17 protein-coding genes and 1 pseudogene are annotated in these 18,675 nt (G+C 29.0%); 4 read left to right on the top strand and 14 right to left on the bottom strand.

Annotated features, from left to right (window positions below; genetic code table 11):
* Window positions 1-1,108 (top strand): annotated as a pseudogene (locus Q5F54_RS03605) (penicillin-binding transpeptidase domain-containing protein); the annotation flags it as partial.
* A 121-nt stretch (window positions 1,109-1,229) separates the two neighbouring features.
* Here the strand turns inward: Q5F54_RS03605 and Q5F54_RS03600 are convergent.
* From Q5F54_RS03600 to Q5F54_RS03555, 10 genes are all read right to left on the bottom strand, one after another.
* Window positions 1,230-1,592 carry a SpoVA/SpoVAEb family sporulation membrane protein gene (locus tag Q5F54_RS03600; protein ID WP_281538947.1) on the bottom strand — a complete coding sequence of 121 codons (363 nt, stop codon included), beginning with the start codon at window positions 1,590-1,592 and terminating at the stop codon, window positions 1,230-1,232.
* A gap of 12 nt (window positions 1,593-1,604) precedes the next feature.
* Window positions 1,605-2,618, bottom strand: coding sequence for a stage V sporulation protein AD (gene spoVAD, locus Q5F54_RS03595; protein ID WP_071119449.1), 1,014 nt, complete (start codon window positions 2,616-2,618; stop codon window positions 1,605-1,607).
* A gap of 12 nt (window positions 2,619-2,630) precedes the next feature.
* Window positions 2,631-3,071, bottom strand: a complete 441-nt coding sequence (spoVAC, locus tag Q5F54_RS03590; RefSeq protein WP_277230866.1) for a stage V sporulation protein AC — start codon at window positions 3,069-3,071, stop codon at window positions 2,631-2,633.
* A gap of 4 nt (window positions 3,072-3,075) precedes the next feature.
* Window positions 3,076-3,492 carry a stage V sporulation protein AB gene (locus tag Q5F54_RS03585; protein WP_281538948.1) on the bottom strand — a complete coding sequence of 139 codons (417 nt, stop codon included), beginning with the start codon at window positions 3,490-3,492 and terminating at the stop codon, window positions 3,076-3,078.
* Window positions 3,493-3,504: 12 nt separating this feature from the next.
* A complete protein-coding gene (locus tag Q5F54_RS03580) occupies window positions 3,505-4,092 on the bottom strand; it encodes a stage V sporulation protein AA (protein WP_277230862.1) in 588 nt (195 codons plus the stop codon).
* Between the two features lie 83 nt (window positions 4,093-4,175).
* Complete coding sequence (gene sigF, locus Q5F54_RS03575) at window positions 4,176-4,943, bottom strand: RNA polymerase sporulation sigma factor SigF (protein ID WP_071119446.1); 768 nt, start codon at window positions 4,941-4,943, stop codon at window positions 4,176-4,178.
* 26 nt (window positions 4,944-4,969) lie between these two features.
* Window positions 4,970-5,398: an anti-sigma F factor gene (spoIIAB, locus tag Q5F54_RS03570; RefSeq protein ID WP_071119445.1), complete on the bottom strand. Its 429-nt coding sequence runs from the start codon at window positions 5,396-5,398 to the stop codon at window positions 4,970-4,972.
* A 13-nt stretch (window positions 5,399-5,411) separates the two neighbouring features.
* Window positions 5,412-5,747, bottom strand: coding sequence for an anti-sigma F factor antagonist (gene spoIIAA / locus Q5F54_RS03565; protein ID WP_277230856.1), 336 nt, complete (start codon window positions 5,745-5,747; stop codon window positions 5,412-5,414).
* 205 nt (window positions 5,748-5,952) lie between these two features.
* Entirely contained in the window at window positions 5,953-7,578 is a 1,626-nt protein-coding gene (locus tag Q5F54_RS03560) for a DEAD/DEAH box helicase (protein ID WP_281538949.1), read from the bottom strand.
* Window positions 7,579-7,711: 133 nt separating this feature from the next.
* On the bottom strand, window positions 7,712-8,671 hold the full coding sequence (locus tag Q5F54_RS03555) for a calcium/sodium antiporter (protein ID WP_281538950.1): 960 nt from the start codon (window positions 8,669-8,671) through the stop codon (window positions 7,712-7,714).
* Between the two features lie 309 nt (window positions 8,672-8,980).
* On the opposite strand from Q5F54_RS03555, the gene pflB reads away from it, so the two are divergent.
* The gene (gene pflB / locus Q5F54_RS03550) at window positions 8,981-11,212 is read left to right on the top strand and encodes a formate C-acetyltransferase (RefSeq protein WP_281538033.1); all 2,232 of its coding nucleotides are present in this window, start codon (window positions 8,981-8,983) and stop codon (window positions 11,210-11,212) included.
* Between the two features lie 433 nt (window positions 11,213-11,645).
* The gene (gene pflA / locus Q5F54_RS03545) at window positions 11,646-12,389 is read left to right on the top strand and encodes a pyruvate formate-lyase-activating protein (RefSeq protein ID WP_281538032.1); all 744 of its coding nucleotides are present in this window, start codon (window positions 11,646-11,648) and stop codon (window positions 12,387-12,389) included.
* A gap of 330 nt (window positions 12,390-12,719) precedes the next feature.
* On the opposite strand, the gene thiI is transcribed toward pflA, so the two are convergent.
* Both thiI and Q5F54_RS03535 read right to left on the bottom strand, forming a co-directional pair.
* Complete coding sequence (gene thiI, locus Q5F54_RS03540; protein WP_281538031.1) at window positions 12,720-13,892, bottom strand: tRNA uracil 4-sulfurtransferase ThiI; 1,173 nt, start codon at window positions 13,890-13,892, stop codon at window positions 12,720-12,722.
* Between the two features lie 41 nt (window positions 13,893-13,933).
* On the bottom strand, window positions 13,934-15,085 hold the full coding sequence (locus Q5F54_RS03535; RefSeq protein ID WP_281538030.1) for a cysteine desulfurase family protein: 1,152 nt from the start codon (window positions 15,083-15,085) through the stop codon (window positions 13,934-13,936).
* Window positions 15,086-15,853: 768 nt separating this feature from the next.
* On the opposite strand from Q5F54_RS03535, the gene Q5F54_RS03530 reads away from it, so the two are divergent.
* Entirely contained in the window at window positions 15,854-16,846 is a 993-nt protein-coding gene (locus Q5F54_RS03530) for an asparaginase (protein ID WP_281538029.1), read from the top strand.
* 56 nt (window positions 16,847-16,902) lie between these two features.
* Here the strand turns inward: Q5F54_RS03530 and Q5F54_RS03525 are convergent, their stop codons facing one another.
* Window positions 16,903-17,253, bottom strand: coding sequence for a hypothetical protein (locus Q5F54_RS03525; RefSeq protein ID WP_071119436.1), 351 nt, complete (start codon window positions 17,251-17,253; stop codon window positions 16,903-16,905).
* Between the two features lie 32 nt (window positions 17,254-17,285).
* A partial coding sequence (locus tag Q5F54_RS03520; RefSeq protein WP_302333978.1) for an ATP-dependent helicase occupies window positions 17,286-18,675 on the bottom strand: 1,390 nt, incomplete at its 5' end.

Below are 18,675 nucleotides of genomic sequence, written 5' to 3'. Positions count from 1 at the left end.
GTTCTACTATAAAACCTCTATCAGTTTATACTCCAGCTATAGATACTTTAAAAATAACTCAATCTACAGCTGTAAGTGATGCTAAGGGTGGATATAAGTTTAAAGATAATAATAGATGGAATCCTAACACTACTACAAGTGGTTCAGGTTCTATGAGTTTACGTAAAGCTTTAGCGTATTCTTCTAATACAATTGCTGCTAAAACTGCTGAAATGTTAGGTAGCACTTATGAAGAATGTGTAGATATAATGATTGACTATTTAAGAAACTTTGGTATAACAACTCTGCAATCAGATTCAAAAGATAGATCATTTGCATCTTTAACTCTTGGAGGTATGTCTCAAGGTGTTTCTCCACTTGAAATGGCTGCAGCTTATGGTACTTTAGCTAATGGAGGTACTTATATTGAACCAACAATATTTACTACAATATCTAGTTATGATGGTCAACTTATAGTAAAAAATACACCAGAAGAACATAAAGTTGTAGATTCTGAAGTAGCTTATATATTAACTGATATGTTACAAGCAGTTGTTACAGAAGGTACTGGAGGAAGAGCAGCCTTATCAAATGGTATGCCTGTTGCTGGTAAAACAGGTACAACTAATAAGTCTTTAGATGCTTGGTTTGTAGGATATACTCCTTACTACGTTGGTGCCACTTATATTGGAGATGATGCTGGTAGAAAAGATACAAATGGTAATACAATTTCTAGAAAAAGTATTTCTGGTGGTAGTTCATCTGCAGCGAAGTTATGGTCTACAGTAATGAATAAAATACACAAGAATTTAACTAAAACTGATTTTAAAGTACCTAAAAATATATACTTTGCAAAAATAAACTTAATAGATGGTGGAAGATCTTCTTCTGGTTCTAATGCTGCTTTTATAAAAGGTACAGGACCAAGTAGATATACTTCTCAATCAACTAAGCCATCAAAAACTGAGAATAATAATTCACAAACAGAAAACACAACACCAGAAACTCCGGCTACACCGGAAACTCCGACTACACCGGAGACTCCAACTACACCGGAAACTCCGACTACACCGGAGACTCCAACTACACCAGTAAATCCAACTACACCAGTAAATCCAACTACACCTGAAGCTCCGGCTACACCGGAAGCTCCAGTTCAATAAAATTAAATATAAAAATGGGCAACTTATATTTTAAGCTTGCCCATTTTTTATTACTTAAAATGTATAAAGTTTATATATTATCTTTCATCAAGGCTTTGCCTTTGGAGTAAATACTACTGCCATAGTATATCCAAAGAATATAGCTGCTGCTATCCCTCCTGCACCAGCTACTGTTCCTCCTGTAAAAACACCCAATAGTCCATCTTTAGCTATTGCTGTTTTTACTCCATTAGCCAATAAATATCCAAATCCTATTATAGGTACAGTTGCACCTGCCCTTCCAAAATTAACAATATGTTCATAAATACCTAAGAAAGTTAAAATTACACCACTTGTAACATAAGTAACCATTACATAAGGTGTTTGCACTTTAAAGTAATCCATCATTATTTGTGCAATTAGGCAAATAATGCCTCCTACAAAAAATACCTTTACATAATCTAATAGCACTTTAATTCACTCCTAATCATTTTCAATAACTACTGCATGTGCAACACATGGTATTGTTTGTTTTTGTAGTGTACTAGTTGGAGATAGTAATGCTCCTGTAGATACTAACATTACCTTATTAAATTCTTTTTTTAATAACTTCTGATATATATATCCAGCAAATACAGTAGCAGAACAACCACATCCACTGCCTCCACAATGAACATCTTGTTCTTCTAAATTAAATATTTTTAAACCACAATCTGTATATACATTTGATATATCAATACCTTTTTTCTTTAAAAAGTCTTCTGTTATCTGTTTTCCTATTTTACCCAAATCCCCTGTTATAATCAAATCAAAACTATTTGGGTCATCCTTAGTATCATTAAAATAAGAATATATTGTATCTACAGCTGCTGGTGCCATAGCTGGTCCCATATTATTTCCATCATCGATTCCTTCATCTATTACCTTTCCAACTGTTACATACTTAACTTTTGGACCTTCTTTATTTGGAGCAATTAATACTGATCCTGCACCTGTTACAGTCCATTGTGCTGTCATAGGTTTTTGATTTCCTAATTCTAGTGGAAATCTAAATTGTCTTTCTGCTGTACAATAATGACTTGATGCACCTGATAAAATTAAATCTGCAAATCCTCCATCAATAAGCATTGCACTTAAGCACATTCCTTCTGCCATAGTTGAACAAGCTCCATATATACCAAAAAAAGGTATACCTAACTCTCTAGCTGCAAAAGATGATGGAACAATTTGATTTATTAGATCGCCACCAATAAGATAGTTTATATCCTCTAGTTTTTTACCAGCTTTTTGTGCTGCCATGTGCATAGCAGTTTGAACCATTTTGCTTTCTGCTAATTCCCATGATTTTTCTCCATATAAATCATCTTGTAAGATAAGATTAAAGTATTCTTTCAAAGGTCCTTGTCCTTCTTTAGGGCCTACTACAGATGCTGCTGATATTATAGTCGGGTTATTTTGTAACTTTACAGTTCTTTTTCCTACTCTCTTATTTGCCATATTTTCATCTCCTTATTTTATAAGAGTAAAAATATAATAGATAAATCCACATATAATAGATGATCCTATTCCATATACTAATACTGGTCCTGCAATTTTAAATAAATTAGCTCCAACACCTAAAACAAATCCTTCTCTTTTATACTCCATTGCTGGAGATACTATAGAGTTAGCAAATCCTGTTATAGGTATTATTGATCCAGCACCTGCTCTCTTACCTATCAAATCATATACTCCTAATCCAGTTAAAAAAGCACCTATAAATATTAGTGTTATAGAAGTCGCAGTTGATGCTGGTATTTTATCTAAATTGCCAACTTTTGAATATAAATCATTTATTATTTGTCCTATTACACAAATAATTCCACCAACTATAAATGCTAATGTATAGTTTTTTAAATATTTTGGCTTAGGGCTAATTTCATCTACATATTTTTTATAATCTTTACCCACGCTTTTACCCTCCTTGTATTATTTTCCATCCTATAAAGGAACCTATAACTTTTCCTATCAACAAAGATATTATTATATATTTTAAGTATAGAGTTGGTATCTTTAATCTTCTCGAGGCTATTGGTATATAATCTAGTATTTCAGCTAATCCTGAACTTAAAAATCCTACAAATATACCATATGATAATCCAAATACTATAACACCAATTTTACCTATTGATATTGATATATTTTGAATCGATATTAAAGCTCCAAGGAAAGTACCTATAACTAGTATTTTTTCATAAAAATTTATAAATGACCTTGTATTACTTAGTTGTGCCATTCGTGGTATGATTCCAACTAATATTAATAGTGAAATCACTCCTGCACCAACCATTATTCCTGATGATAATCCAAAGATAATTAAAAATAATTTCACGTGTAATCCTCTTTACTTAGTATTACGTAACTCATTTTCAATTTCTTTGTTTAAAGATTTCATTTTTAAATCTAAAGGGCTAGGTTCATTTTTTGCATATGTAGGAATAAATTTGTTAAAAAAAAGAGCAACTCCTACTCCTATACCAATAGAATATGGTATTTGAAAGTACGGTAGATACTTTTTAGGATTTTTAGTTAATGCGTTTACCATAGTACTTTGAGAATGTATCATATTTACATCTGCATGAAAGTTCATTATTCCCATTATAGACCCCATAAGGACAACTATAGAGACTAGTAAAACCCTTAGATACTTAGTTCTATCTTTTTTATTTTCATTGAAAAATATTACTACATCATCAGTTTTTAAAAATGTTATATGTGCTGTAGATAGCTTTTCCTTTATTTTATCGATTACTTCACCTATATGGATAACATCATAATTTGAATCTTTTTCTTTATAGGTTCTTATACATATATTTCCTATTTTTTCTTCATACTCTTTTGGATATATATAATAAATATCTTTTAAATAAATATTTTGAATAGTAAAGTTAAGCGGCTTTAACCTTATGGGTATTAAGTAAATATCTTCCATATAAAACCTCCCTTTTATTTATTATTTCTTAAATAAAAAAAAATAAACCCTTAATCTAAACTTAAATTAAGGATTTATTTTAACTAACTAATATATGATTTTAACTTAGACAATACCTTTTTCTCTATTCTAGAAACTTGTACTTGAGATATATTTAATAATTCGCCAATTTCACTTTGAGTTCTATCTTCAAAATATCTTAACATTATTATTTGTCTTTCTCTTTTTTCTAGTTTTCCAAGTACTTCTTTAAGTAAAATATTTTCTACAACTTTCTCTTCTTCACTTTCACCTTTTTGACTTATCTTATCGATAAGGCATATCGGAGACCCTTCTTCTTCATGAATTACGCCATGTAAATATTCAACAGAAAAATTAGATTCCATTGCCATTACTAAATCTTCTTTTTCTACGTCTAATTCTTTTGCTAATTCTTCTATACTTGGCTCTCTTCCTAGCTTTTTACTTAAAATTTCACTTGTTGTTTTTGCTTTTATTGCTATTTGCTTTAGAGATCTAGATACTTTTACCATACCATCATCTCTTAAATATCTTTTTATTTCACCTAGAATCATAGGAACTGCATATGTAGAGAATTTTACATTAAACCTTGGATCAAATTTATATATAGCTTTAATTAATCCTATAGATCCTAATTGGAATAAATCATCTCTATCATAGCCTATGTTTAAGAATTTTGATACAACACTTCTCACTAAACCTAAATTATTTTCTATTAATATTTCTTTAGCCTGTTCATCACCTGTACGTTGAACTTTATCTATCAAATCAAGCGTTTCTTCATGGCTAAGTAATGTTCTTTTTTCTTGTTTCTTTGCAGTTATCCCCATAATAAAACCTCTATTCTTTTTGGTCTTTATTCAGGCAAGTTTATTTTTTTTGTCATAACTACTTTTGTCCCTTCATCCTTTATTGAACTTACCGTTATATCATCCATAAAACTTTCCATAACAGTGAACCCCATTCCTGATCTTTCAAGTTCTGGTTTTGATGTATAAAGTGGTTGCATAGCCATCGAAATATCTTCTATACCATGTCCTCTATCTTCTACTACTACCTTTATAGTATTTTCATTTATTTCACATCTTAAATATACAAACTTTGAATCATCTTCATCATACCCATGTATAATAGAATTTGTAACAGCCTCTGACACAGCAGTTTTTATATCTGCTAGTTCATCTAATGTCGGGTCTAATTTAGCAGCAAAAGATGCAACTATAACTCTTGCTAAGCTTTCATTTTCAGACTTGGCAGAAAATTTTACTTCCATAATATTATTCATAATATATTCCCCCTTACAAAGAACTTGCTACTTCTTCATATGTATCGTAAATGTTAATTATTTTGTTCATACCTGATAAATTGAATATTTTTTTTACTCTGTCATTTACATTTACTACTGATACTTTTCCACCTTCACTGGAAATTTTCTTGTATCTTCCTATAATTACACCTATACCTGATGAATCCATAAATCTAATATTTTTAAAATCAAATATTATATTCTTTATTGATTTAGAATCTAATATTATATCTATCTCATCTCTAACTTCATTAGTTATATGATGATCCAATTCACTAGTCAAAAACTCTATGATTAAATTTTTTTCTTCTAAAGAACATCTTATCATTAGTATTCCCCCTTCTCTTCTATAAAAGTATTAACATATTATGAATTCTATAGAACTAACTCTTATCCTTCAATGAAATTTAACTACTTTTGTTTTATTGTGTCTATAAAGGTTTAATTGTATGTTACTTAAATACCTATACAACCTTTCTCTAATTGTATCTTTGCAAAATAAAAGGAGCCCTAAAATAGGTGCTCCTAATTAATTACTTTCTTTTTCTGTTAGCTCTTTCTATATTTATCTTATTTCCTTTTATCTTTATGTCTTTCATTTTTTCTAATACCTTTTTAGCATTTTGCTTAGGTACTTCAACGAAAGTATATTTATCGTATATATCTATTGTTCCAACTAATTTACCAGGTATTCCAACTTCTCCAGCTATAGCTCCTAATATATCTTTAGCTTGAACTCTTTGGTTTCTACCAACATTTATAAATAGTCTTATCATACCTTCACTAGCTCCAGTATCTTTTGACTTAGAACGACCTTCTTTACGAGATCTTGATGGTTCTTCAACTATTTCTTGTTTTTCTTCATCTCCTAAAGCTATCTTTAAAAGAGCTGCTGCTATATCTACTACACCATACTCAGTTTCTGATTCTGAACAGAAGTTTTCTAACCATTGTATTTGCTTAGTTAAATGACCTGCTTCTATAACTTCCTTAACTTGATTGAAGAATGTATTTACTTTCTTTTCTTCAACATCTGCAACTGATGGTATATCATGCTTAATTAATTTTGTTTTAGTATATCTTTCTATATCTCTCATTTTTCTCATTTCTTTTCCGAATACAAATGAGAATGATATACCACTTCTACCTGCTCTACCAGTTCTACCTATTCTGTGTACATAGTATTCTTCATCTTGTGGTAAATCATAGTTAAATACCGCTTCAACATCATCAACATCTATACCTCTAGCTGCAACATCTGTAGCTACTAATATATCTATTGTTCCATTTCTAAACTTATCCATTACTATATCTCTTTGAGTTTGCTTTAAATCTCCATGTAATGCATCTGCAAAGTATCCTCTAGCTTGTAAATCACTAACTAACTCATCTGCACCTTTTTTAGTATTTGTGAAAACTACAGATAACTTAGGATTGTATACATCTATTAATCTGCTTAATACTTCTAATTTGTTAGCCGATCTTGTTTCTATATAGTATTGCTTTATATTAGGAACTGTAAGTTCTTTTCTAACAACTTTTATATGTTCTGGATTCTTTTGATATTTTTTAGTTAACTCTAATATACCCTTTGGCATAGTTGCTGAGAAGAAAGTAGTTTGTCTTTCTTCTGGAGTTTTACTTAGAATCATTTCTATATCTTCTCTGAATCCCATATCTAACATTTCATCAGCTTCATCTAGTATAACCATTTTTACATTATCCATTTTTAATGTTTTACGGTTTATATGGTCTATAACACGCCCTGGAGTACCTATTACTATTTGAACTCCACTCTTTAATGCTTTTATTTGTCTTTCTATTGGTTGTCCACCGTATACAGGTAAACTTTTTATTCCGTGCATGTATTTACCTATTTTTCTTATTTCAGTTGAAACTTGTATTGCAAGTTCTCTAGTCGGACAAAGTACTACCGCTTGTACACTTTTCTCTTCAGGATTAATCATTTCTAATAGTGGTATACTGAATGCTGCTGTTTTTCCCGTTCCTGTTTGAGCTTGTCCGATAACATCTTTTCCCGATAAAATCACAGGTATAGACTGTGATTGTATCGGAGATGGTTCTTCAAATCCCATTTCTATTACAGCTCTTTTTATATCATCACTTATTGGTAAATCTTCAAATTTTATTATATTCATATGTTGTTTCCTTTCCGTTATCAGTTTATCTAACCTATCCATTATATATTTATTTGAGATAATATGCAATTAATATTTTACCCTTCACATATGTATAATATTCAAGATGATATAAAATATATTTCTTACCTATTTATACATACATAGTATATAAAGTTCCTATATAAATGAAATAAATAATAAGCATTATTAAACCTTGCAATCTATATAACTTGTTATTTTTAATAGTTGGTAATATTAATGTAAGTAATAAAAGTATCATAAATGGAAAATCTATATTCATATTTTGAGATAGTATAGGTATATCGTTTGGTATAGAAGATATTCCTATTACAGATACTATATTTAATACATTTGCACCTAATATATTTCCAACAGATATAGCATGATGATTTTTCTTTATTGCTGTTAATGATGATACTAATTCTGGTAAAGACGTTCCAAGTGCTATAACTGTAAGACTTATAACCCCTTGAGGTACTCCTATCCACTCAGCTATTATTACACCATTATCTACTAATAACCTAGAACCTATCACCATCATAATTAGTCCTAAAACAAAAATTAAAATTATCTTCGCCCATTCTCTAAAATCATTATTTCCTTTAACTTTCAATGTATTATTTCCTCTAGATCTACTCCCATTTCCAACTGCACTTCTATAGTTTGAATACATATATATAGCAAGCATAGCTAAAAGTGGTATTGAATCTATTTTTGTTATCTTCTTATCTATTCCTAATAAAAGCAACAATACAACACAAATTAATAGCAATACAGATTTAGAGAAAAACATATTTTTATCAACTCTAAAAGGACTTATAAACGCTACTAGCCCTAAAACTAATCCTGTATTACAAATAATAGACCCCACCGCATTTCCTAAACTCATTGTAGTGTGACCATCTAAAGATGCAAATAATGATACTGTAAGTTCAGGTAATGTGGTCGCAAAACTTACTATAGTAGCTCCTAATATAATTTCTGATATATTTGTTTTCTTTCCTATATCTACTGTACAGTTTATAAAAATATCAGCCCCTTTTGTAATCAATACAAATCCAATTAAAAATAATATTATTGTAATAAACATATACAAGCACCCCCTTATACTAATAAGTATTCAGTTGATAGATATATATGCTATCTTTTAATTTTTAAAAATTTAAAAATAATTTATATTTTTTTATAATTATGAGTTTAAAGATATAATACTCTGGTATATATCTCAATATAAGAACACTTAATAAATTTAATCATTATAAAATAATACTATATATTTTTTATGTATACAAAATACGACTCATATGTTATTATTATATTGTTAAAAATTATCTAGCTAGATTTAATATAAATATAACAAATAAAAAATTTTAAAACCTTAACTAAGGAGGCTATTCAAATGAATGCATGGCAAGGATTTAAAGAAGGTAGATGGACTAAGGAAATAGATGTTAGAGGGTTCATCCAAGCAAACTACACTCCATATGAAGGAGATGACTCTTTCTTAGCTGGTGCTACTGAAAACACTAAGCAATTATGGGAAGAGGTAATGGAATTATTCAAAAAAGAAAGAGAAAATGGTGGTACTCTTGATGTTGATACTAAAACAGTATCAGCTATAGATGCTTATGCACCTGGATATATAAATAAAGATAAGGAAACAGTTGTAGGTTTACAAACTGATGCTCCTTTAAAAAGAGCTATAATGCCAGAAGGTGGAATAAGAATGGTTGAAAGTTCTTGTGAAGCTTATGGATTCAAATGTGACCCACTAGTAAGTGAAATATTCACTAAGTATAGAAAAACTCATAACCAAGGTGTTTTCGATGCTTATACTACTGAAATGAGAGCTGCTAGAAAATCTGGTATAATAACTGGTCTTCCAGATGCTTACGGAAGAGGTAGAATAATAGGTGACTACAGAAGAGTTGCTTTATACGGTGTTGATAGATTAATAGAAGACAAAAACGAGCAAAAACTTTCTTTAGAAGTTTCTTGCATGGATGAAGATACAATAAGATTAAGAGAAGAAATATCTGATCAAATAAAAGCTTTACAAGCATTAAAGAGAATGGCTGAATCTTACGGATTCGATATATCTAAGCCAGCTACTAACTCAAGAGAAGCTATACAATGGTTATACTTTGCTTACTTAGCAGCTATAAAAGACCAAAATGGTGCTGCTATGTCAATAGGTAGAACTTCTACTTTCTTAGATATATACTTCGAAAGAGATTTAAAAGCTGGAACTATAACTGAAGAAGAAGTTCAAGAATTAATGGACCACTTCGTTATGAAATTAAGAATGGTTAAATTCTTAAGAACTCCTGATTACAACGAATTATTCTCTGGAGACCCAACTTGGGTAACTGAGTCAATCGGTGGTATGGGTGTAGATGGTAGAACATTAGTAACTAAAAACTCATTCAGAGTTTTAAATACTCTTTACACTATAGGACCTTCTCCAGAACCAAACTTAACAGTACTTTGGTCAAAAGATTTCCCACAAGGATTCAAAGATTTCTGTTCTAAAGTATCTATAGATACAAGTTCAGTTCAATACGAAAACGATGACTTAATGAGACCTTACTGGGGAGATGACTACGGTATAGCTTGTTGTGTATCTGCAATGAGAATAGGTAAGCAAATGCAATTCTTCGGAGCTAGAGTTAACTTAGCTAAAACTTTATTATACGCTATAAACGGTGGGGTTGACGAAAAATCAGGTGCTCAAGTAGGGCCAAGATTCGAACCAATAATGGATGAATACTTAGATTACGATAAAGTAATGGAAAGATTCGAACCATTCACTGATTGGTTAGCAAACTTATATGTAAATACATTAAATGTAATCCACTACATGCATGATAAATACTCTTATGAAGCATTAGAAATGGCTTTACATGATAGAGATGTATTCAGAACTATGGCTTGTGGTATAGCTGGATTATCAGTTGCTGCTGACTCATTATCTGCTATAAAATACGCTAAAGTTAAAACTATAAGAAACGAAGCTGGTGTAGCTGTTGACTTCGAAATAGAAGGAGATTATCCAAAATACGGAAACAACGATGATAGAGTTGACGATATAGCTATATACTTAGTTGAGTCTATGATGAATAAAATAAGAAAGAACAAAACTTATAGAAATTCAGTTCATACTCAATCAGTATTAACAATAACTTCAAACGTTGTTTACGGTAAGAAAACTGGTAACACTCCATGTGGTAGAAGAGCTGGTGCTCCATTCGCTCCAGGAGCAAACCCAATGCACGGAAGAGATAATAGCGGTGCTTTAGCTTCATTATCATCTGTTGCTAAATTACCATATGAGCATTCTCAAGATGGTATATCTAATACTTTCTCTATAGTACCTGGTGCTTTAGGAAAAGATATGAATGAAAGAGTTAGAAATCTTTCTTGCATGATGGATGGATACTTCACAGATGGAGCTCATCACTTAAACGTTAACGTATTTGATAGAGCTACTTTAGAAGATGCTATGGAACATCCAGAAAAATATCCTCAATTAACTATAAGAGTTTCAGGATACGCTGTTAACTTTATAAAATTAACTAAAGAACAACAATTAGACGTTATAAACAGAACATTCCACGGAAAAATGGCTTAATTTATAACTAAAAATAAATTTTATTAATTAAATCTTACCCCCGCTCACTAGTAAGATTTAATCATCAACAATCAAAGTATATATATTTTTTAGAGTGTAAGTCTCATCAACTTACACTCTCTTTTTTATTCTTATAATCTTATTCTATCCAAATCTAATATATTTATCCTTTATTATTTTATATTTTCGCTTCTACTTCTCTATTTATCACATTATATAATTAATATTTTTGTAAAATATTTAAATTTATTTTTAGCCTTTTTTATTTTGGGTATTATTACAATATAAAAATGAAATAATTAATTATCAATTTATATAGATTATATAGACTTAAAATAAGGAATATCATATAATTTAATTATATTGTTTTGTATACAGTATATTAAATTATAGCGGAATAAACTTAATTAAAATCAACTTAGAGGTGACTATTATGGTAAAAGGAAGAGTTCATTCAATAGAAACATTTGGAACAGTAGATGGTCCAGGAATAAGATTTATATTATTTATGCAAGGATGTGCATTAAGATGTAAGTATTGTCACAATAGAGATACTTGGGATACAAAGTCAGGAAAAGAATATACAACAGATGAAGTGATTACTCAAGCTTTAAAATACAAATCATATATGAATGCTTCAGGTGGCGGAATAACTGTATCTGGTGGTGAAGCAACTTTACAACCTGAGTTCTTAAATGAACTATTTATTAAAGCTAAAGAAAATAAAATACACACTTGTCTAGATACATCTGGATTCGTAAATATTGATGTTATAGATCCTATATTAGATAATACTGATCTTGTATTACTTGATTTAAAACATATGATAGAAGAAGAATCTAAAGAGTTAACTGGTGTTGGAGTTGAAAAATCGCTTAAGTTAGCTAAACATTTAGATGAAAGAAATATACCAGTTTGGATAAGACACGTATTACTTCCAGGTATAACAGATAATAAAGAAAACTTAGAAGCTCTAGGAGAATTTGTATCTAAACTTAACAACGTAGAAAGATTTGAGTTCTTACCATATCATTCTATAGGTGTTCATAAATGGGAAAGTATGGGATTAAATTACGAATTAAAAAATATTGAAGATGCTACTAGCGAAGATGTTGCTAAAGCTAGTGAAATAGTAGAAAAATTCGGTGTTAAAGTATTTAACAGTAAATCTAAATAAATATCAATAAAAGGCTATCTTTAACTTAAGATAGTCTTTTATAATATACTTTTCTTTACTATAAACTACTATTAAGTTTTATAATTTTTTATGATATTAAGTCATATAAAATTATTATAATAAAAAATTCTCTCCCCCTCATTTTACCAACCATATATCCAGGCTATCGTTATGGACATATCCGTTACTCAAAATGTTATTTTTTACATTTATAAAGTTATTGATATTATTTATATTCATAGGTTATCCGCAAATATATTCATTCTATAGTTTCCTTATACGAAAAAAATCCGCTATAATGAATTATCATTATAACGGATTTTATTTATATTAAAACTCTATATCTTCAACTTCTATATTATCTATTGCATCTTGTATTAATTTTTCTACATCTAATTTATTTTCAGACTTCTCTATTCTATCTAATTTAGGTTTTGTAACTGGTTTTTTAGGAGAGAATACTGTACAGCAATCTTCTTCTGGTAATATAGATGTTTCAAATGTTCCTATTTTTTGAGCTACTTCTATTATTTCAGTTTTATCCATAGCTATAAGTGGTCTAAATACAGGCATTTTTACCGAAGCATTTGTACAAGTTAAACCTTGTATTGTTTGAGATGCAACTTGTCCTATACTTTCTCCAGTAACTAATGCATCACAGTGTCTGCTCTCAGCTACTCTTTCTGCTATTCTCATCATAAATCTTCTTGATATTATAGTCATCTCTTCATCTTTACAATTTAAACCTATAGATTTTTGTATCTCTAACATATTTACTTTGTGTAATCTTACTCTACCACAGTACTTAGCTAAAATTTGAGCTAAATCTCTAACCTTCTCTTGTGATTTTTCACTAGTGAAAGGATAACTATGGAAGTGTATACATTCTAACTCCATACCTCTTTTAGCTACCATCCATGATGCTACTGGAGAATCTATACCACCTGATAAAAGTGACATTGCTCTACCATTAGTTCCTAGAGGTAATCCACCATAACCTGGAATTGTATCACTATATACCATTACATGATTTTGTCTTAATTCACAATGTATTTTTACTTCTGGATTTCTAACATCTACTGCTATTTTATCTTTTACTTGAGATACTAAGTATCCACCTATATCTAAGCTCATCTCTTGAGAAGTTAATTTAAAATCTTTATCTCCTCTTCTTGAATCAACCTTAAAAGACTTATATCCCTGCTCTATTTTTTCTTCTAACATCTTTAATGCTAACTCTTTTAATAAGTTATAGTCTTTTTCTGCTCTTACAGCTGGACAAACTCCAACTATACCAAATACCTTTTTAACTTCCTCTACTACTTCTTCATAATCATATCCATCTAAATCAACGTATATTCTTCCATATTCTTTATATACATTAAACTTTCCTATAGGCTTTAATATATTTTTTACATTTTTTATAAGTTTGTTTTCAAATATATATCTATTTTTACCCTTTACACCTATTTCTCCATACTTAACAATTAATATATTGTACAATTTTTCCACCTCTTAACTTAATTTTGTCATTCTTAAATTGATTATCTTCTTCTCATTATCATTCTTAAATCACTTACTGATTCTTTGACTATTTTAACTGCTTCTTTTATTTCCTCTTCTGTGTTTAAATCAGATAAACTAAATCGTATTGCTCCTTCTATTTCTTGTGAAGAAAGTCCTATAGCATTTAATACATGGCTACCTTTTTTCTTAGATGAACAAGCTGATCCAGTAGATACATACACACCTTTTTGTTCAAGGTAATGAAGTAGCACTTCTCCCTTTATTCCATAAAAAGTAACATTTAATATATGACAAACTCCATCTTCTGGAGAATTTATCTTTATGTCTTCTATATTTTCCATTATTTCTTTTTGTAATAAATCTCTTAGATTTTTAATTTTTTCTATTTTACCATCTAAGTCTTCATTTATTATTCTTATAGCTTCTCCTAAGCCATATATACCTGGAGTATTTTCTGTTCCTGATCTTATTCCTATTTCTTGTCCTCCACCAGTTAAAATAGGCTTTATTCTATTATTTTCTTTAACATATATAAATCCTATTCCTTTTGGTCCATGTACCTTATGTCCACTAACACTCATAAAATCTATATTGTATCTTGATGGTCTAAAGTTTATCTTAGCATAAGATTGAACGGCATCTACATGTAGGTATACTTTATCTTTCAATGTTTTAAGATGCTTACTTATCTCCTGTATCGGCTGTATGCTACCAATCTCATTATTAACATGCATTATTGTAACTAAGCAAGTTGTAGGCTTTAATGCATTTTTAAACTCCTCTATATCTATTTTACCATTTTTATCAACTTCTAAATATGTAACTTCGCAACCTTCAGATTCTAAATCCTTTAGAGTATTTAATACTGATGGATGCTCTATAGTAGTTGATATTATATGATTTTTTCTTTTTTTATTTAAAGCAACAATACCTCTTATTATAGTATTATTAGACTCTGTTCCTCCAGATGTAAAGTATATTTCTTTATCTTTTGCACCTAATGTTCTAGCTATACTTTGTCTTATATTTTTTATATTTTTTTCAACTTCTACACCTTTTCTATGTAAAGAAGATGGATTTGCATAGTCTGTATCAAGTGCATAAACCATTTTATCTATAACCTCTTTATATGGCTTTGTTGTAGCACTATTATCTAAATATATCTCCATACATTTCACCAACTTTCTATTATGTACATTTTATTATTTATTCTATTTTTACCAACTTCATCTATTAATTATCAAAAAGATTAAAAATTCAATATCTATAAATATTATTTATAAAATAGTATCTATTTATTATATCATTAATTTTTTTATTTTTTAACATATAATAGCTTAATAGTATAAATTAAATTTTTCACTACATAAAAAATTATTTATACCGTTAAAATGTAATATTCTTGATGTTTTTGTAAAAAAACTATTGATAAAACTGTCGAACTTTGTTATTATTAATACATGGTTATCCCCCTGATAACCTTAGTAAAATCTCTATTCCCAATACCCCTTTAAATGAATAATTTATATTCATTTATAGCCTACTTCACGATCGGATGCGAAGTAGGTTTTTTATTTTACATTTTTATATTTTTTATATTTTTTTATATTTTTTTAAAAAAACTATTGATTTTAATGTCGAATATTGTTATTATATATACATGGTTATCCCCCTGATAACCTTAATTAAAATCTCTATTCCCAATACCCCTTTTGAACGGATAGACTTTATATCCATTATTGTTAAGTTGACAACGGAAGTCAATTTAACGAAAAAAGAGCTTCCCCAAGCTCTTTTTTTTTATATTTTTTTTAAATCTAGACTTGCATAGTTTTTTTTTGATATAATTTATATAAATATATATATAAATGTTTTAAAATAGTAAAGTGTAAAACAATTGTATTTGTTTTTTAATATAAAAGGTGGGTGATATTGTAATGAACAAGAAAAAAGTCGCTATAATATTTACTGGTGGTACTATTTCTATGACAGTAGATGAAAAGGTCGGTGCAGCAATTCCTACTCTATCAGGAGAACAAATAATGTCAATGGTTACTAACATAGACAAAGTTGCTGATATCGAAGTATGTAATTTTGCTGAAATACCTGGACCTCATATGACACCAGAAAGATTGATAGAATTAAAACATTATGTTAATAATTTACTTGAAAGAGAAGATATTTGTGGTGCTGTCATAACTCATGGTACTGATAGTTTGGAAGAAACTGCTTACTTCTTAGATTTAACTATTTCTAGTCAAAAACCAGTTATCGTTACAGGAGCTATGAGAAGTAGCTCTGAACTTGGGTATGACGGGCCTAGCAATTTATCTGCAGCAGTTTGTACGGCTATATCTGATAAAGCTGTTGGAAAGGGTGTACTTATAGTTTTAAACAATGAGGTTTTATTAGCTTCTGAAGCAACTAAAACTGATACATTAGCATTAAATACTTTCAAATCATTAAGTAAAGGCCCATTAGGTTTAATTGACTGCAATGAATTAGTACTATTTAAGAGTACTGAAGAAAGAACAATAATAGATACTGATAAAGTTGAAACAAAAGTTGCTTTAATTAAATCTGGAATTGGAATGAATGATGACTTTATAAAGTTTGCAGCTGACAGTGGTTATAAAGGAATTATAATTGAAGCAATGGGTAGAGGTAATGTGCCTCCTAAAATGTATGAAGGTGTTAAATATGCTAGAGAAAAAGATATCCCCGTTGTTATAGTTTCTAGATGCCATTCAGGTAGAGTTTTTGATAGCTACGGTTATTTAGGTTCTGGTAGAGATTTAAGAAATATAGGTTGTATATTTGGTGGAGAACTTCCAGGGCAAAAAGCTAGAATAAAACTTATGTTAGCGCTTGGAAAAACTGATAATTTAGACGAAATAAAAGATTTCTTTGAAAAAGGAATATATTATTAATTATAAAACCTCTCTAATATTTAAAATAGAGAGGTTTATTATTTTCATATTAATTTTTAATATACTTTTTCTACTAAATACTTAAATGTTCTATTATCAATTTTAACCAAAGATTTATTTCCATTCTTAAACTCTATAGAAATTAATCTATACGATATAAAACTTTTATTGGCTGTAAATCCTGCTAATATTCCAATTGGTCCAATAAGCAAAACTCCTATAATAATTCTTATAACTATATCTATTATATCTCTTTTAAATTCAGTATATTTTATATCATAATCAATTATTGTATTATTAGAAATTTCAATATTATCATTTATTCCTTCTAATATTAATTTATCCATCTCTTTATGTATGGATAAATACCAATTTTTATAGTCCCCTTTAATAACTGTATTTTTCATAAATCTCCCCTTAATTATATTTTACTATTTCTCTATATTTTCCATATTATTCGTTTTGTTAAACATACCTTTGAATTTAGAGCTCTATCTCTATCTTTAAATCTTATTTTGATAGAATCACCATTCTTTTCTACTATGGTACCTTCTTTAAATTTTTTGTGATATATTTTATCTCCTATAGTTAGGCTATCCATTTCTTTTTTAGTTGGAGCTTTTATATCTTCTACAAACCTTGATTTTGAAACTCTTTTACCATATTTATTAATTGGCGAACTTATACATATATTTTCTTCCGCTCTTGTTATTGCTACATACATAAGTCTTCTTTCTTCTTCAATTTGATCGTTTTTCTTTTCTTCATCATCTATTTCATAGGATTTTTCATGTGGTATTGTCCCCTCATTAGCACCTATAATATAAACATTTTTAAACTCTAATCCTTTCGCACTGTGCATAGTTGTAAAAATAACACCATCTGTTTCTTTATTGTTTTTATTATCTACTATCTCAGATTTTACTCTTTCTATATGCTCTAAATATTCTTGTATCGTTTTAAAATTTGTAGCTGAACTTTCTAGTTCATTTAATATTTCTATAAGACCATTTGTCTTTATTTTTCTATTTGTGCAGTAATCCAGAATATATCTATCATAGTCTAAAGTAGTTCTTATATAGGATATTGCATTTTTAGGATTTAGTCCTTTTACATAACTTATATCTATATCTAAATCATTTATAGTTTTAACTTGTTTCGGATGTAAGTCACATTTATTAATCAATGAATTTATAAAATCAGGTTCATCCTTTATCAAATTTAAATTATCTTTAGAAATATATCTAAAAGGTTTATTTATAATTCTTATCCAATCTTTATTAGAATTTGGATTGACTCCTATTCTTAAATAAGCAAGTATGTCTTGGGCAGCCCAATGATCATATATTGTAACTATTGAATCTTTAACTACAAACGGAATTCTCATATCCATAAATACATCAACTAAAGCTCTTGATTGTATATTAGTTCTATATATTACAGCAAAATCAGTATACTCCGTATAATCTTCTTGAACCTTATTTTTTATATCTTTTGCTATATATACAGCTTCTTCTTCTGAATCTTCAGGTGAAATATAATTTACCTTAGCTCCATTACCTTGTCCACATTTTATAACTTTCTCATATCTATTTGTATTTTTCTCTATTAATCTATTAGCTATGTTTATTATCTCACCTTTAGATCTATAATTAATGTCTAACAATACTTTTTTTGTATTAGAAAAATACTCTTCAAATTCTAATAGAAAATCTGGCCTAGATCCTCTGAATCCATAAATACTTTGATCTTCATCCCCTACTACAAATATATTATTACTTGGATTTGCTATTAACTTTAATGCCTCAAATTGAACCTTGTTTATATCT

Origin of the sequence: uncultured Romboutsia sp., assembly GCF_958366745.1 — a bacterium.
Lineage (GTDB): Bacteria > Bacillota > Clostridia > Peptostreptococcales > Peptostreptococcaceae > Romboutsia > Romboutsia timonensis.
Note: the sequence above shows the minus strand (reverse complement) of the source record. Positions and strands in the feature narration are given on the sequence as shown.

Excerpts from the sequence above, each read along its gene's own strand:
- spoVAD (WP_071119449.1), bottom strand. The coding sequence starts at position 2,618 with ATGGCAAATAAGAGAGTAGGAAAAAGAACTGTAAAGTTACAAAATAAC.
- Q5F54_RS03580 (WP_277230862.1), bottom strand. The coding sequence starts at position 4,092 with ATGGAAGATATTTACTTAATACCCATAAGGTTAAAGCCGCTTAACTTT.
- sigF (WP_071119446.1), bottom strand. The coding sequence starts at position 4,943 with ATGGGGATAACTGCAAAGAAACAAGAAAAAAGAACATTACTTAGCCAT.
- spoIIAB (WP_071119445.1), bottom strand. The coding sequence starts at position 5,398 with ATGAATAATATTATGGAAGTAAAATTTTCTGCCAAGTCTGAAAATGAA.
- spoIIAA (WP_277230856.1), bottom strand. The coding sequence starts at position 5,747 with ATGATAAGATGTTCTTTAGAAGAAAAAAATTTAATCATAGAGTTTTTG.
- Q5F54_RS03560 (WP_281538949.1), bottom strand. The coding sequence starts at position 7,578 with ATGAATATAATAAAATTTGAAGATTTACCAATAAGTGATGATATAAAA.
- Q5F54_RS03555 (WP_281538950.1), bottom strand. The coding sequence starts at position 8,671 with ATGTTTATTACAATAATATTATTTTTAATTGGATTTGTATTGATTACA.
- pflB (WP_281538033.1), top strand. The coding sequence starts at position 8,981 with ATGAATGCATGGCAAGGATTTAAAGAAGGTAGATGGACTAAGGAAATA.
- pflA (WP_281538032.1), top strand. The coding sequence starts at position 11,646 with ATGGTAAAAGGAAGAGTTCATTCAATAGAAACATTTGGAACAGTAGAT.
- Q5F54_RS03535 (WP_281538030.1), bottom strand. The coding sequence starts at position 15,085 with ATGGAGATATATTTAGATAATAGTGCTACAACAAAGCCATATAAAGAG.
- Q5F54_RS03530 (WP_281538029.1), top strand. The coding sequence starts at position 15,854 with ATGAACAAGAAAAAAGTCGCTATAATATTTACTGGTGGTACTATTTCT.
- Q5F54_RS03525 (WP_071119436.1), bottom strand. The coding sequence starts at position 17,253 with ATGAAAAATACAGTTATTAAAGGGGACTATAAAAATTGGTATTTATCC.